The 15,166-nt window shown below is 50.3% G+C and carries 13 protein-coding genes; 10 read left to right on the forward strand and 3 right to left on the reverse strand.

The window, feature by feature from the left end; translation table 11 throughout:
- Positions 1-3 precede the first annotated feature (3 nt).
- Complete coding sequence (locus AC50YG_RS02815; protein ID WP_494824562.1) at positions 4-789, forward strand: HAD family hydrolase; 786 nt, start codon at positions 4-6, stop codon at positions 787-789.
- Between the two features lie 113 nt (positions 790-902).
- Here the strand turns inward: AC50YG_RS02815 and AC50YG_RS02820 are convergent, their stop codons facing one another.
- Complete coding sequence (locus tag AC50YG_RS02820) at positions 903-1,445, reverse strand: 1,2-dihydroxy-3-keto-5-methylthiopentene dioxygenase (protein ID WP_494824565.1); 543 nt, start codon at positions 1,443-1,445, stop codon at positions 903-905.
- A 181-nt stretch (positions 1,446-1,626) separates the two neighbouring features.
- Between AC50YG_RS02820 and metH the strand changes: the two genes are divergently transcribed.
- From metH to AC50YG_RS02835, 3 genes are all read left to right on the forward strand, one after another.
- Positions 1,627-5,049, forward strand: coding sequence for a methionine synthase (gene metH, locus AC50YG_RS02825; protein WP_494825275.1), 3,423 nt, complete (start codon positions 1,627-1,629; stop codon positions 5,047-5,049).
- A gap of 102 nt (positions 5,050-5,151) precedes the next feature.
- Entirely contained in the window at positions 5,152-6,087 is a 936-nt protein-coding gene (gene rnz / locus AC50YG_RS02830) for a ribonuclease Z (protein WP_494824566.1), read from the forward strand.
- A gap of 108 nt (positions 6,088-6,195) precedes the next feature.
- Complete coding sequence (locus tag AC50YG_RS02835) at positions 6,196-7,164, forward strand: metal-dependent hydrolase (protein ID WP_494825277.1); 969 nt, start codon at positions 6,196-6,198, stop codon at positions 7,162-7,164.
- A gap of 45 nt (positions 7,165-7,209) precedes the next feature.
- Here the strand turns inward: AC50YG_RS02835 and AC50YG_RS02840 are convergent, their stop codons facing one another.
- Positions 7,210-7,839, reverse strand: coding sequence for an SdpI family protein (locus tag AC50YG_RS02840; protein WP_494824568.1), 630 nt, complete (start codon positions 7,837-7,839; stop codon positions 7,210-7,212).
- Between the two features lie 45 nt (positions 7,840-7,884).
- Positions 7,885-8,136: an autorepressor SdpR family transcription factor gene (locus tag AC50YG_RS02845; protein WP_341282991.1), complete on the reverse strand. Its 252-nt coding sequence runs from the start codon at positions 8,134-8,136 to the stop codon at positions 7,885-7,887.
- 196 nt (positions 8,137-8,332) lie between these two features.
- Here AC50YG_RS02845 and AC50YG_RS02850 point away from each other — a divergent pair, with 196 nt between their 5' ends.
- From AC50YG_RS02850 to AC50YG_RS02875, 6 genes are read left to right on the forward strand one after another with little or no spacing between them, the layout of a single operon-like run.
- Positions 8,333-10,618, forward strand: a complete 2,286-nt coding sequence (locus AC50YG_RS02850; RefSeq protein ID WP_341277876.1) for a DEAD/DEAH box helicase — start codon at positions 8,333-8,335, stop codon at positions 10,616-10,618.
- Complete coding sequence (locus AC50YG_RS02855) at positions 10,615-12,063, forward strand: ribonuclease H-like domain-containing protein (protein ID WP_494824570.1); 1,449 nt, start codon at positions 10,615-10,617, stop codon at positions 12,061-12,063. Before AC50YG_RS02850 ends, AC50YG_RS02855 begins: the two co-directional genes overlap by 4 nt.
- Positions 12,053-12,865, forward strand: coding sequence for a TIGR01457 family HAD-type hydrolase (locus tag AC50YG_RS02860; protein ID WP_494824572.1), 813 nt, complete (start codon positions 12,053-12,055; stop codon positions 12,863-12,865). Before AC50YG_RS02855 ends, AC50YG_RS02860 begins: the two co-directional genes overlap by 11 nt.
- A gap of 39 nt (positions 12,866-12,904) precedes the next feature.
- On the forward strand, positions 12,905-13,729 hold the full coding sequence (locus AC50YG_RS02865; protein ID WP_494824573.1) for an Fpg/Nei family DNA glycosylase: 825 nt from the start codon (positions 12,905-12,907) through the stop codon (positions 13,727-13,729).
- A 23-nt stretch (positions 13,730-13,752) separates the two neighbouring features.
- Positions 13,753-14,085: a cyclic-phosphate processing receiver domain-containing protein gene (locus AC50YG_RS02870; RefSeq protein ID WP_494824574.1), complete on the forward strand. Its 333-nt coding sequence runs from the start codon at positions 13,753-13,755 to the stop codon at positions 14,083-14,085.
- Between the two features lie 30 nt (positions 14,086-14,115).
- The gene (locus AC50YG_RS02875; RefSeq protein WP_473758487.1) at positions 14,116-15,138 is read left to right on the forward strand and encodes an SAM-dependent methyltransferase; all 1,023 of its coding nucleotides are present in this window, start codon (positions 14,116-14,118) and stop codon (positions 15,136-15,138) included.
- Positions 15,139-15,166: the final 28 nt, after the last annotated feature.

Genomic DNA, 15,166 nt, shown 5'->3' on the forward strand with positions numbered 1-15,166 from the left:
ACAATGGCAAAGCTAGCGGTATTATTTGATTTGGATGACACGCTGCTATGGGATGACCGTAGTGTGCAAGAAGCATTTGATGCGACCTGTCAAGCAGGTGCGCAAGCAGCGGGCGTAGATGCGGTAGAGTTGGAGGAAGCTGTCCGCAAGGAGGCTCGCAGCCTATATGAATCGTATGAAACGTTCCCTTTCACGAAAATGATTGGAATTAATCCTTTTGAAGGCCTATGGGCTAACTTCCGTGAGGGAGAGCAGGAAGAGTTCAGAAAGCTGGAGCAGCTTGCACCAACTTATCGTCGTGAAGCATGGACGAAAGGGCTTAAAGCACTTGGCGTTGACGATCAAGAGCTTGGTGCCAGACTGGCCGAGCAGTTTCCAGCAGAGCGTAGATCGCGTCCGATCGTTTATGATGAAACGTTCCGGCTGCTAGATGCGCTAAAGGGCAAATATAAGCTGCTGCTGCTGACGAACGGTTCTCCGGATTTGCAGCAGGAGAAGCTTACAGGCGTTCCACAGCTTGCTCCTTATTTTGATCACATCATTATTTCTGGCGCTTTCGGAGAAGGCAAGCCGGCAGCTTCGATTTTCCGCCATGCGCTGGAGAACCTGGGCATTGAACCTGAGCAGGGCGTTATGGTTGGGGACAAATTGACAACGGATATTCTGGGTGCTAATACGATTGGAATGGATTCGGTATGGATTAATCGCCATGGCGCTGTTCGCTCGGATGAAATTGTGCCTACATATGAAATCAAGCATTTAGAGGAATTGCTGCCGCTGCTGGGGTAATCGCATATACTCGCGCCATTGCTGCTGCAAAAGCACAAAAAGAAGCCCCTTGGTCCATTGGAAATGGCTCAAGGGGCTTCTACATATAATGACGAAAATCAATAATGATATAATCAAGCTTTGGAGAAAGCAGGGTCTTCGAACGGGTGGGCAATCCAGCCTTCTGTTTCAATAAACAGGCGAACAGCAACGATTTGGCGGTTGTCCATCAAAGTAAAGAAGTGAGGAATCGTTTCTGGAACCGAAATAACGTCTCCAGCTTCCAGCTCAACGTCGAAATAACCGACTTCTTCGCTGCCTTTAATAATAAAGATGCCGCGTCCGGCTGTAATTGCGCGTACTTCGTCTTCCGTGTGCGTATGCACTTGCTCAAAACGTTTCAAAATATCATCAAGACCTGGTGTAGCGTCTGAAAGGGCAACGATATCCCATGTTTTGTAACCGCGACGCTGGGCAAGCTCACGAATTTCAACATCGTAAGTAGCAAGAATTTCCGCTTTCTCTTCATCGGATAATACAAATTTATCTTGCAGATGGCCTGGCAACTTGCTAGCATCCCAGTGTTCATAAAGGACTTCTTGGCTTTCCAAAAACGCGCGAACGTTCTGCTCGCCCGATATTCTTTCCTCAGTATTGCGAATTCTAATCTCAGCCATCACAATTCCCTCTTTTCCTATTGAAATTAAATGTTATATTAAATATATACTGATTATAATGCAAAATCAGTGGATTGTCGATTGCAATTGCTTTTCACATTGCGACGATTCTGTTAAACTGAACTTTAGTGATTTTCACAGGAAGGGTGCACAAAAATTGTCGAAACCAACCATACAAGAAATGATGCAAAAGCGGATATTGATTTTGGACGGCGCAATGGGAACGATGATTCAGCAGGCTGATCTTACCGAGGATGATTTTGGCGGCGAGGATATGGATGGCTGTAATGAAATACTCGTGTTGACGCGTCCTGATGTCATCCGTACTATACATGAACAATATTTAGAGGCAGGCACGGACATTTTGGAAACGAATACGTTCGGAGCTACAAGCGTCGTACTGGCTGAATACGATATACCTGAAAAGGCGCGCGAAATTAACCTTGCTGCGGCAAAAATTGCCCGTGAAGCGGCGGATAAATATTCGACACCTGAGCATCCGCGTTATGTGGCAGGGGCGCTTGGTCCGACGACGAAGACGCTTTCCGTAACAGGCGGGGTTACTTTTGAAGAGCTTGTAGACAGCTACTACGAGCAAGTCGTTGCGCTCATGGAGGCGGATGTAGATGCGCTGCTTCTGGAAACATCTCAGGATACGCTTAATGTGAAAGCGGGCAGCATCGGCATTCGCAATGCATTTGAGACGATGGGACGCGAGCTTCCGATTATGATTTCGGGAACGATTGAGCCTATGGGAACGACGCTGGCCGGTCAAAGCATTGAATCCTTCTACATTTCGCTTGAGCATTTGAAGCCAATATCCATGGGACTTAACTGTGCGACGGGCCCTGAGTTTATGCGTGACCATATTCGTACCCTAAGCGAAATTGCCAATTCGGCAGTCAGCTGTTATCCGAATGCAGGCCTGCCGGATGAGAACGGGAATTATCATGAGTCCCCGGAATCGCTGGCGAAAAAAATGTCTGCTTTTGCCGAGCAGGGCTGGCTGAACATTGCTGGCGGCTGCTGTGGTACGACGCCGGAACATATCCGCGCACTTGTCGAGACGATGGCGAAATATCCGCCGCGTACCAAATATGGTGAGCATCCTGCAGCGGTATCCGGCATTGATACCGTCTATATTGAGCCTGAAAACCGCCCGATTATGATTGGGGAGCGCACGAATATTTCCGGCTCGCGGAAGTTCAAGCGTCTCATTAAGGAAGAGAAGTTTGACGAAGCTTCGGAAATTGCCAGAGCGCAAGTAAAAGGCGGAGCCCATGTCATTGACATTAACTTGCAGGATACGGATATTGATGAAGCGTACGCCGTTCATCATTTTTTACCGCAAGTCGTCAAGAAGATTAAAGTGCCGCTCATGCTCGATTCAACCTACGATCATATTATCGAGCTGGGCCTTAAATATTCGCAAGGCAAAGCAATCATTAACTCCATTAACCTGGAGGATGGCGAAGCCAAGTTTGAAAAGATTCTTCCCCTTATCCATCAATATGGTGCAGCAGTCGTCATGATTTTAATTGATGAGCGCGGTCAGGCGGTTAGCCGAGAAGCGAAGCTCGAAGTAGCAGAGCGTTCTTATCGTTTGCTAGTGGATAAATACGGAATGAATCCAGAGGATATTATTTTTGACCCGAATATGTTCCCGGTTGGCTCTGGCGACCCGCAATATATTGGCTCTGCGGTGGAGACGATTGAGGGTATTAAGCTAATCAAAGAAAAATATCCGCTAGCCAAAACTATTCTTGGTCTCAGCAACATTTCATTCGGTTTGCCGGATGCGGGCCGCGAGGTGCTTAACTCGGTTTATTTGTACCATTGCACAAAAGCGGGACTCGATTATGCGATTGTGAACACCGAGAAGCTGGAGCGATACGCTTCGATTCCTGAAGAGGAGCGCAGACTGGCGGAGGAATTGATTTTTAATACGACGGATGAGACGCTGGCTGCTTTCGTTGCTGCCTTCCGCGAGAAGAAAGTGGTCAAGAAGGAGAAGATCTCCAACCTGTCGCTCGAGGAAAGACTCGGTTCCTATGTCGTTGAAGGCACGAAGGAAGGGCTGCTTCCTGACCTGGATTTGGCGCTTGCCAAATATACGGCGCTGGAGGTCATTAATGGACCGCTCATGCGGGGGATGGAAGAGGTCGGCAGACTGTTTAATAATAATGAGCTGATTGTGGCAGAGGTACTGCAAAGCGCAGAGGTCATGAAAGCTTCGGTTGCTCATTTGGAGCAGTTTATGGAGAAGGATGAATCGTCCGTAAAAGGGAAAATTATATTGGCGACGGTAAAAGGCGATGTGCATGATATCGGCAAAAACCTAGTTGAGATTATTTTGTCCAACAACGGTTACAAAATTATAAATCTTGGCATTAAAGTACCGCCTGAGAAGCTTATAGAAGCTTACCGCAATGAGAAGGCGGATGCGATTGGCCTGTCGGGCTTGCTCGTTAAATCGGCGCAGCAGATGGTCATAACGGCTCAGGATATGCGCAGTGCAGGCATTGACGCGCCGATTCTTGTCGGTGGGGCGGCGTTGACCCGGAAATTTACGAAGACGCGGATTGGTCCGGAATATGACGGCTTGGTGCTGTACGCTAAGGATGCAATGGACGGGCTTGATATTGCCAATAAGCTGATGGATAAGAACCACCGTCAACGTATGGAAGATGAAATGGCCGAATACAAAGCATCGGGCGGCGAAGAAGAGGTTCAAAGTAAAGAGCTGCCTAAGCTTACCCGGATCGAGCGTTCGAAAATTTCTGTAGACGCTCCTGTGTACATTCCACCTGATTTGGATCGCCATATTTTGCGCGATGTTCCGCTGCCGCATATTATTCCTTATATCAATATGCAAATGCTGCTCGGTCATCATCTTGGTCTGAAGGGCAATGTGGAAAACCTGCTGAAGGAAAAGAACGAGAAGGCGGTTCATCTCAAAGAAACGGTTGACAACATTTTGCATGAAGGAACGACGAACGGGATTTTGAAGGCTAACGGCATGTACCGCTTCTTCCCGGCACAGTCCTCAGGCAACGATATTATTATTTACGATGCTAAAGATCAGACGAAGGAAATCAAACGCTTCACCTTCCCGCGCCAGCAGGTAGAGCCATTCCTTTGTTTGGCTGATTTCCTGAAGCCGGTAGATAGCGGCATCATGGATTATGTTGGATTCCTCGTTGTAACGGCTGGCGAAGGTATTCGTGATTTGGCAGGGCAATGGAAGGATCAAGGCGACTACTTGCGTTCGCACGCGCTGCAATCGGTGGCGCTTGAGGTGGCTGAAGGGCTCGCTGAGCGCGTCCACCATATGATGCGGGATATTTGGGGCTACCCGGATCCGCATACGATGACGATGAAGCAGCGCCACGGCGCACGTTATCAAGGGATTCGCGTATCGTTTGGCTATCCGGCCTGTCCGGATCTGGAAGATCAAGGCCCATTGTTCGAGCTGATGAAGCCGGAGGATATTGGGGTTGAGTTGACAGAGGGCTTTATGATGGAGCCGGAAGCGTCGGTATCTGCGATGGTATTTTCCCATCCGGAAGCGCAATATTTTAACGTTGAAAAGGTTGAGCGTTAGGAGCATAAATAGCAACATGAATAGCAGGGAGAGCCTCCGTAAAATCGTTTTTAACGATTGGCGGAGGCTTTATCCTATTTTTGAACAGGGGGCGGTAGGAGCATGGAAATTTGGTTTCTTGGAACAGGTGCGGGAAGGCCGTCGAAAGAACGAAATGTGACGTCGATCGCGCTGCGGCTGCCAGAGCCAGATGGCGGGCTATGGATGTTTGATGCAGGCGAAGGAACTCAGCATCAAATGATGCGATCCCCGCTGAAAATGGGCAAGCTGAATGCTTTATTCATTACGCATCTGCATGGTGATCACACCTTTGGCATTCCGGGACTGCTTAGCACAAGGTCTTATTCCGGGGGCAAAGGTCCGCTCCATTTGTTTGGTCCTGTGGGCATTGAAGAGATGGTGCGAACCGCGCTGCGGCTGAGCGGAACCCATATTGATTACGAGCTGCTCATAACCGAGATCCAAGTGGATGGCGTTATTCATGAGGATGAGCGATTCGTTGTGGAAGCGTGGTCATTAGATCATCGCCTGCCCTGTTATGGCTACCGCCTGCTGGAGCGCGATTGTCCAGGCAAGCTTAATACAGAGCGTTTGAAAGCGCTTGGTGTTCCGTCAGGGCCGCTATATGGCAAGCTCAAGCAGGGCGAGGATGTGGAGCTGCCAGACGGCACGAAGGTGCGTGCTGCTGATGTAGCTGGTGCTCCATTGAAAGGCAGAATTATTGCGATTGCTGGCGATACCAGCCCATGCGCCAACATTGCCCGGCTTGCCGAAAATGCGGATTTGCTCGTTCACGAAGCGACGTTCGCGGCAGGACAGGAAGAGAAAGCGCATGAATATGGCCATTCGACGACGATTGAAGCGGCGCAGGCTGCGAAGGATGCTGGGGTGCAGCAGCTTATTATGACGCATTTCAGCTCGCGTTTTATGCTTGAGGATATGCCGATGCTGAAGGAAGAGGCACAGCGTATTTTTCCGCAATCGGAAGCGGCCTATGATCTGTTTCATGCTAAAATAGCGCGGCGCAGCGACTGCTAGTCATCAGTTACCCCTTACGAAATCAACATATGCTGAAAATAATGCGTTGACATTAGCCCCGTATGATGGCTGTGAACAGCAGTTTACACATCGGGAGGCTGATTCGTGATGGATACAGCAAGCCATTTATTGTTCGGCGCAACACTTGGGGGACTCGCGATGCTCGACCCTGCACTGGCTGCGCAGCCAGCCGCGATGCTTGCCGTATGGACGGCGACGCTGCTCGGCAGCCATGCACCGGATTTTGATACGGTGATGCGCTTAAAAGGCCAAGCGGCCTATGTTCGCCATCATCGCGGTATTACGCATTCGCTGCCTGCACCCGCCATTTGGTCGTTGCTGGGCTTGCCAATTGCGTGGCTTTATGGCGTACCGGAGCTCGCCTGGCAAGTTGTAGGCTGGATGTTCGTAGCGGTCTGTTTTCATGTTTTGCTGGATTTGTTCAATTCCTTTGGGGTACAATGCGCTAGGCCTGTTTCGCAGAAATGGCTGCATTTAGATACGTTATGCCTATTTGATCCGTATTTGTTTGTCTTGCATGCGTCTGGCTGTATTCTTTGGGCGTCAGGCATAGCCGCGCCAGGTCCGATGTTTGCCATTGTTTACACCATAACGGTTTTCTACATCGGATGGAGGCTGCTAATAAGCCGAAAGGTGAAGCGGCTGCTCCGGGAAAGCTTTGGCATCAGTACAGGCATAACGCTTGTACCATCGCTGCTTGGCTATAGCTGGCAGTTTACAGCAGACTGCGGCGACCATTATGCGGCGGGAACGGTTGCCGGGGGTTTGGTTACAATCGAGACGACAGTCAGCAAGTCGGATAGTACGGAGCTGGCTCCGGTCGTGCGTGCGGCGATGAATGAGGAAGGGGTAAAAGCTCTATTGTCATTTTCCGAGCGGGTTCATGTGAATGTGCAGGAGAAGCAGGGTGGTTACGAAGTGACCTGGAGCGATGTGCGTTTTTGGAATAAGCAGCAAATGCCGTTTGGGGTAGCTGTGACGCTCGATGCAGATATGAAGGTGCTGAATCACCGACTAGGCTGGAATAAAAAAACGTGGGAGCCACCCCACGTTTAGTGAAGTATTTTGAGAAAACGCACGGCAAGCGCTCTCCCAAGGGCGCTAATTTTTTTTGGCAACAAAGACCAGAGAGAAGACCGACAGGATGGATACGAGCACAACCACCGTCAGAAAGCTTATCAGCTGCAGCATGCCTGGCAGGAACACCGTCACAATAATGAGAAAGCCGCCCCAGAAAAATATTTTGGCCGAAAGCTGATGGGTTTTGCGCCACACTTGTTCGTTATTCAGTGTTAGCGGTGTTTTAATGCCGACAATGCGATTGGGCTTCATGCGCGGCAAGTAGTTCCCTATCGTAATGAACAAAATGCCGACAAACGGGATGACGATCATCTGAATATCAAGCTGGACGCCATAGCCATACGCGATGATGAAGCCTTGAATAGCGGCTAGGCCAAGCATCAGCACTTGATTGATGGTATCGGTGCTTTTGATGGTGCTGGAGCTTGCAGCCAGCTTGGGGTCGATTTTCGGCAAATATTTAAATAACAGCATAAGCAGCACCATAATGGCCGGGATGAGAAATAGAGCAAACATTTTACCGGCATACCGATCTGGTTCGCCATATGCATTCCAATGTACGGGCAAGGTGTCAGGCAGAGAAGAGTAGGAGATCATCCCGGCAATAAAAGATAGTGCAACAATGAGCCAAGTCCAAATGTTCTTTTTCATCATTCATCGTTCCTTTCCAAGTCAGGTGGTTAATAAGTTAAGGTTTTATTGAAAAGAAGCAATCCATTTGAGCAAATCCTGAAAGACGGTCGTATTTAGCGAGTAGTAAATATGCTGGCCTTTACGTTCATCCGACACCAGCTCAGCCTGCTTAAGCAAGTTTAAGTGATGGGAAATGCTCGGCTTGGTCATTTGAAAATGGTCAGCAATTTCCCCCGCTGTCAAATCCCGCTCTTTCAATAAATCCAGTATTGTGCGTCTCGTCGGATCGGATAATGCTTTAAACGCCTGGTTAATCGACAATGAGGAGCTATCTCCTTTCGATATTTAGATAATTATCTAACAATCTAATATAATCACATTGTAATCGCCATGCCCCAAGCTGTCAATAAACGGATACCCAAAAAATAAAATTGCAGGCCGAACATGTATTCTTGTAAAATGTAAGAAACGAGTGGCCTTTATAAGTCAGGATACAAGGAGAGAAACAGTCATGAACCGCTGGACGGGAAAGACCTCGGGACTCGAGGAGTGGCTGGAGCTGCTGAAGCATGATCAGGACATAATGGATAATATCACCCATTGGCGGACCATTCCGCCGCGCGAGGCTAGTACTGCGGCATTGCCTGCGGATCTGCATCCGAAGCTTGCGGAAGCGCTGCGCACAAAGGGAATTGATGAACTATATACACATCAGGAGACGGCTTATCGGTTCGTACGAGAAGGCCATAGCATTGTAGCGGTTACCCCGACTGCCTCTGGCAAAACCTTATGCTATAACCTGCCGGTGCTCCAGTCATTATTGGAAGATGATGAAGGACGAGCGCTGTATTTATTTCCGACGAAGGCGCTGGCGCAGGATCAGGTGGCCGAGCTTCAGACGCTTGCCGATCTGATGGACGTTGATCTCAAGACGAATACATACGACGGGGATACCCCTCCAACAGCGAGACAAGTAATTCGCAATGCTGGACATATCGTCGTGACGAATCCGGACATGCTGCACTCGGCGATTTTGCCGCATCATACGAAATGGGTTAAGCTGTTTGAAAATATTAAATATATTGTGATCGATGAGCTTCACGCATACAGAGGCGTGTTTGGAAGCCACGTTGCCAATGTGATCCGCAGGCTCAAAAGAATTTGCCGGTTTTATGGGTCGACCCCGCAATTTATTTGTGCATCAGCGACCATCGATAATCCCGCCGAGCATGCAGCAAAGCTAATAGGCGAGCCTGTGCGGCTCGTAGATAACAATGGTGCGCCGACGGGGGAGAAGCATTTTATATTTTACAATCCGCCTGTTGTGAACAGGCAGCTCGGCATTCGCCGCAGCAGTGTGCTGGAGACGAGGAAGCTGGCAGGCTTGCTGCTCCGCCAAGGCGTGCAGACGATTGTATTCGCCCGAAGCCGGGTGCGTGTGGAGCTGCTGCTGACCTATTTGCAGGACATCATTAAAGACAAGCTTGATGCGAAAACCATCCGCGGCTATCGCGGAGGATATTTGCCCAAGCTGCGTCGGGAAATTGAACGCGGTCTGCGCAGCGGTGAAATTCGCGGCGTCGTAAGCACAAATGCGCTGGAGCTCGGTATTGATATTGGGCAACTGCAAGCTTGCGTGCTGAACGGTTATCCGGGCACAGTAGCAAGCACCTGGCAGCAATCGGGACGTGCGGGACGCCGCCAGGGCAGCGCGGTTACTTTTTTAGTGGCAAGCAGCAATCCTTTGGATCAATATATGATTCAAAATCCTGACTTTTTTTTCAATCGGCCGCCGGAGCGTGCGCTTATTCATCCCGATAATTTACTTGTGCTCATTGACCATGTGAAATGTGCGGCATATGAGCTTCCTTTTGAAGAAGGCGAGAAATTTGGGGAGGAATCGCTTGCGGACATGATGGAGTTTTTAACGGAGGAAAAGGTGCTGCACCGTGCGGGCAGCCGCTGGTATTGGATGGAGCAATCGTTTCCCGCCCATAACATTTCGCTGCGCTCCGCGGCGCAGGAAAACTTTGTCATCATTGACATGACCGAGGGCAGCCGCGTACTGGGCGAAGTCGATCGCTTCAGCGCACCAACGCTTATTCACGAAGAAGCGATCTATATTCACGAGGGCGTGCAGTATCAGGTCGAGAAGCTGGATTATGCAGAGAAGAAAGCTTATGTCCGCAAAGTCGATGTCGATTATTACACCGATGCGAATCTCGCAGTAGAGCTGAAGGTGCTATATGTAGACAAAGAGCGCGAATCGGGCGAGCTGACGCGGCAGTACGGCGAGCTGGCGCTGAATGCGAAGGCGACGATTTTCAAAAAAATTCGGCTGCGAAGCCATGAAAATATTGGCTCAGGTCCGATTCATTTGCCGGAGGAAGAGCTGCATACGAGCGGCTACTGGTTCTCGTTCAGCGAAGAGGCTGCAGCGCGCAAAAGCAAAAATGAAATGCAATATGCACTACTGGGCATTGCGAATGTATTGGTTCATATTGCACCGCTTTATCTCATGTGCGATCCCTATGATATTCGCGTCGTGCCGCAGGTGAAGGCTGTGCATACTCAGAAGCCGACGATTTATTTTTATGACAGGTATCCAGGCGGCATCGGACTGAGTGAAAGATTGTTTGAGGTGCATGATGAACTGATCCGGCAGGCAAAGTCACTCATTCGCGGCTGTACATGCTTGAGTGGCTGCCCTGCTTGTGTCGGACCGATTGAAGAGGTTGGACTGCTGGGCAAGGAGCAGGCGCTAAAGCTTCTGGAAGAAGCGGAGGGAAATACATGAGCAGTTTGCGAGAGCGAATGAATCGCCTGCGCAGCAGCGCAGCTGGAGCGGCAAGCAGCACAGGCGGAGCACCGGAAGGTGCAGGGGAGCAGCCCTCTCGAGAGCTTGATTTAGAAGCCTCTCTAGAAGGCTCCCTAGAAACCTCGATAGAAGGAAATAAAGAAACCAATGTACTAGCCAATAGCAAAGTGCATGAACTTGACGCTTCCCATACTGCCAATATGGATGGCACTATTTTGGAAACAGAAGCAGGCGCCGAGCAGCTTCCCGAGAGCTGGCTTGCTATGGGCGTCAAGCTGCAAACCAATGAAGTCGGCACCTTCTTGCTGCGTGAAGTAAAATATGCTGCCGCTCATCAGCATGGCATTCACCGGCTCTCGGAGCTCAAGGAGGCGAGCAAAGGGCTATCTGCTTTTCACGGGGAGCAGATTGGCGCAGAGCACTTGCTCATTCTGGATTTGGAGACGACCGGCCTCGGAGTCGGGACAGGCAATGTGCCGTTTATGGTCGGCATCGCCTACTGGCAGGAACAGCAGTTCATAGTAGAGCAGGCGCTAATTCGCCATCCGGCAGAGGAACGGGCGATGCTGGCCTATTTGAAGGAAAAGCTGACGGCCTATGCGTATCTGGTAACGTACAATGGAAGAACGTTCGATTGGCCCGTTATGCTGAACCGATTTATCTTGAATGGCTTTGGCAGCAAAGTTTGGGCGCCGCTGCATCTGGATTTTCTTCATCCTGCACGAAGCGTTTGGCGCAATACGCTTGCTTCCTGCAGGCTTAGCCATGTGGAGGAAGAGCGGCTTGGCATCGAACGTGTGGATGATGTGCCGGGCTCGCTTGCCCCACAGCTGTATTTTCAATATTTAGCCGATCAAAATCCGGAGCCGCTGGCAGGCGTATTCCGCCATAATGAAATCGACATGCTTTCTCTTGCAAGCTTGGCGATCCGTTTTGGGCATTTGCTTAATGGCGAAGCGGGCTGCGGCCCGCTTCCGATGCCGGAAGAGCCGGAGGAAATTGTGCGAACAGGGCTGTGGCTGGAGAAGATGGGACAGGCGGAGAAGGCAGAACGCCTATTCGCGGTGGCGGAGCAGCTTCCGGGAATGACGCTTAATGCTTTGCTGCTGCTCGCTGCACGTGACAAGAAGGCTGGAAATTGGCGGCGAGCTGTGTTATTGTGGCAGAAGGCTGTAATGTTGCCTCACAAGTTTGGGGCAAGCGATGACAGCGCCTTTATCGAACTCGCTATGTATTACGAACATAAGCTGAAAGATTATGAATCGGCTTTATTATATGCGGACGAAGCGCTGCAGATGGCGCTTAGCCATCCGCTTCGGGGGCGTCAGACTGCCAAGCAGCGGGCGGAGCTTGCAGAGCTTCGCAAGCGGTCATTGCGCTTGCAGGGCAAGATAGGAAGGAAGCTGGGGAATCATGGGACATAATTTGCCTGAAATGCGAGGCTTGCTCATCGATCTCGATGGCACGCTTTATCATGGAACGAGAAGAATTGATGGTGCAGATGCCTTGCTGCGCAAGCTTAAAGAGCTGAATCTTCCTTACCGCTTCGTTACGAACAATTCTTCGGCCACGCCGGGAGATGTAGCGGAGCGGTTGAACAGGATGGATATTCCGGCGGAAGCGCAGGACGTGTGCACATCGGCGCAGGCTGCTGCTGAATATGTGGCTTCGGTAAAGCCGGGGGCTTCTGTTTTTGTTATTGGAGAGGCAGGTCTGCGCGCGGCTATTGTAGAAGCGGGCTTGCGGCTAACGGAAGAACAGCCTGATTTTGTCATTCAAGGTATTGACCGAGAGCTTAGCTATTCGAGGCTTTCACTTGCGGTTCGCTATATTCATGGCGGAGCTCCGTTTATTTTAACGAACCCGGATTTGCTGCTTCCTTCAGAGGGCGGTTTAATGCCGGGGGCTGGTTCAATTGGAGCGCTGCTGCAAGCAGCAGGGGGCAAGGAGCCGATTGTCATTGGCAAGCCTTCATCTATTTTGATGGATTATTCTTTAAAGCAGTTGGGTCTACCGGCTGCGGATACTTGGGTAATCGGTGACAATCTAGCTACGGATATTGCGGCTGGCCGCGCTTCGGGTTGTGGGACGCTGCTCGTGTTGACAGGACTTACAACAGAGAAAAATTATAAGCACTATTCGGAACGCGCGGGCTGCGAACCGGATAAAATATGTAGAAATTTAGATGAGCTGATCTCTTATATTACGAAAACTGCAAACAGCTGACATAGGGATAGCGTATAGACAGGAAGGAAGCGAACAGCAATGCCGGAATTGCCGGAAATTGAAAATTATCGCGTTTTATTAACAGAACGGCTCGCAGGAGACCGAATTACAGGAGTGCAAGTGCTGCAAGAGAAGCTTCTAAATGTTTCTGCTGAGCAGTTTGACGAGGCGCTTACGAATAGAACGATCTGGTTTGTCGAGCGTCGTGGCAAGCATCTGCTGCTGCATCTTGATAACGGCAAACGTTTGCTTGCGCAGCTCGATGCTGGAGCGTCGCTGTTTTATGGGCAAGGCGATGAACGCCCGCAGAGCGAGGCGCAAGTTGTCATTCAATTGGAAACGGGAAGCCTTTATGTTGTAGGAATGCGGCAGGGCTTCGTGCATCTTTTATCAGTAAAGGAGACTGGGCAGGTGCTGGCAGAACTCGGGCCAGATCCTTTGGATAAAAGGCTGACGCTTGAAAAGTTTACCCAGTTGTTCCGTAAAAAACGCGGAGCATTGAAGGCCGCGCTGGCTGATCAGCAGGTGATTAGTGGAATCGGTTCCTTTTATGCCGATGAGATTGCATACACTGCCGCTGTGCGGCCAGATATCAAAATTCCGCTTATTCAGGAAGAGGCATGGAAGCGTCTATATGAGGCGATGCATGCAGTATTGAAAGAAGCGGCGGGTAAGGGAGGCAGCGTGGAGCAGCCACTTACTATGGACGACAAGCTGACAGGCGGCTATTACACACAGCGCCGTGTCTATGAGCGTGCGGGGGAAGCATGCGGCACTTGCGGTACCCCAATTGAAGTAGTTGGCACTGCTGCGCGCAAGGCATTTGTATGTCCTTCCTGCCAGCCGGAGCAAGAAGAAAGCTAAAGTCGCGAACGGGGGAATCGTTCATGATTCATCTTTTTTTAGACGATTACAGGCATTGCCCAAAAGGGTTTGTACTGGCTTTGACAGCTCAGCAGTGCAAACAAATCATTGACACGGAAGACATTGATATTTTATCCCTTGATTATGATTTAGGCTGGAACCAGGATACGGGTGCGGAGGTTGTTCGCCATATGGTGAGCACGGGCCGTTATCCGAAGCAAGTTTTCCTGCACACCTCCAGCGCAGCAGGGCGGGTACAAATGTACCAGATGCTGTACGCTAATGCACCGAAGGAAACGAAAGTGCATAATGGGCCGATGCCGTTCTCGCTGCTGGAGGAAATTGCTTCATTGTAAAGGTTTGTGTGATGTTAGGGAGGTGGCGTTATGAGCCGGTGGATTGGTACGGCTAATCAAGGATATGCTGCCTATGCGGTAGAAGAGCTGAGGCGTTTATTAGGCCAGCTGAAAGTGACACAGCTTGCGGCTGGTGAAGTGTTTTTATTTGAAAGCCCGCTTTCAAGGGAAGAAACCTTGGAAGCGGTTCAGCGGCAGCTGCCGATTTTTTTGCGGCATTTGCAGCCGGTTGATCGCGTCATTGAGACGAGCGGCAATGCGGATGATTTGGAAGAGCTGTCCAGAGTTGTTCGGAATGCGCAGCTTTCTTTTGTGGACAAGCAGGTATCGATTCATTTGCGTAAGGCGAAGATAACCGTCTACCCGTATTCTGCAGCGGATACGAAAGCGGTGCTGGATGCGGTACTCGAAGAAATCGGTGCCGAATCAGCGAGGCAAAAGCCAGATATGATTATTGCGATATACGCAGCAGCTAGTCAGCTTTATGTAGGCTGTGGCACACCAGGCGAGATGTTGTCTGATTGGCCGGGTGGCGCTGTGCGTTTTCAACGGGAGGAAGGACAAATTTCCCGTGCAAAGTTCAAGCTGCTTGAAGCGGAGCGGGAGTTCGGCCTGAATTATGAAACATTCCAGCAAGCGCTGGATATAGGTGCAGCACCGGGAGGCTGGACATCGCTGCTGCTGGAGCGTGGCCTTCGAGTAACGGCCGTCGATCCTGGTGAGCTGCATCCTTCGTTGAATGGACATTACGCTTTGACTTATCATAAGCGTAATGCGTCGGATGTGAAGCTGCCCGCAGAAGCCTATGATTTGCTCGTCTGCGATATGAGCTGGAGCCCTATGCAAATGAGCAGGCTCGTGCTTGACCTGCAGCAGTCATTGGCGCGTGAAGCTACAGCGATTATTACAATTAAGCTTATGCACCGCAAGCCGCTGCAAACGATTCGAGATGTGTCAGAGCGGCTCAGCTCCGCTTTTACGATTGAGAGGGCAAAGCAGTTGTTCCACAATCGCGACGAAATTACATTGTATTTAAAGTATCGCAAGGCCTAAAAATAGAAGCAATAGGTGATGAGCGCTC

The organism is Paenibacillus sp. J31R34, from assembly GCF_059383715.1.

What these genes read in the sequence shown, in the direction of transcription:
- AC50YG_RS02815 (WP_494824562.1), top strand. Translation starts at nt 4, where the DNA reads ATGGCAAAGCTAGCGGTATTATTTGATTTGGATGACACGCTGCTATGG.
- AC50YG_RS02820 (WP_494824565.1), bottom strand. Translation starts at nt 1,445, where the DNA reads ATGGCTGAGATTAGAATTCGCAATACTGAGGAAAGAATATCGGGCGAG.
- metH (WP_494825275.1), top strand. Translation starts at nt 1,627, where the DNA reads ATGATGCAAAAGCGGATATTGATTTTGGACGGCGCAATGGGAACGATG.
- rnz (WP_494824566.1), top strand. Translation starts at nt 5,152, where the DNA reads ATGGAAATTTGGTTTCTTGGAACAGGTGCGGGAAGGCCGTCGAAAGAA.
- AC50YG_RS02835 (WP_494825277.1), top strand. Translation starts at nt 6,196, where the DNA reads ATGGATACAGCAAGCCATTTATTGTTCGGCGCAACACTTGGGGGACTC.
- AC50YG_RS02840 (WP_494824568.1), bottom strand. Translation starts at nt 7,839, where the DNA reads ATGAAAAAGAACATTTGGACTTGGCTCATTGTTGCACTATCTTTTATT.
- AC50YG_RS02850 (WP_341277876.1), top strand. Translation starts at nt 8,333, where the DNA reads ATGAACCGCTGGACGGGAAAGACCTCGGGACTCGAGGAGTGGCTGGAG.
- AC50YG_RS02855 (WP_494824570.1), top strand. Translation starts at nt 10,615, where the DNA reads ATGAGCAGTTTGCGAGAGCGAATGAATCGCCTGCGCAGCAGCGCAGCT.
- AC50YG_RS02860 (WP_494824572.1), top strand. Translation starts at nt 12,053, where the DNA reads ATGGGACATAATTTGCCTGAAATGCGAGGCTTGCTCATCGATCTCGAT.
- AC50YG_RS02865 (WP_494824573.1), top strand. Translation starts at nt 12,905, where the DNA reads ATGCCGGAATTGCCGGAAATTGAAAATTATCGCGTTTTATTAACAGAA.
- AC50YG_RS02870 (WP_494824574.1), top strand. Translation starts at nt 13,753, where the DNA reads ATGATTCATCTTTTTTTAGACGATTACAGGCATTGCCCAAAAGGGTTT.
- AC50YG_RS02875 (WP_473758487.1), top strand. Translation starts at nt 14,116, where the DNA reads ATGAGCCGGTGGATTGGTACGGCTAATCAAGGATATGCTGCCTATGCG.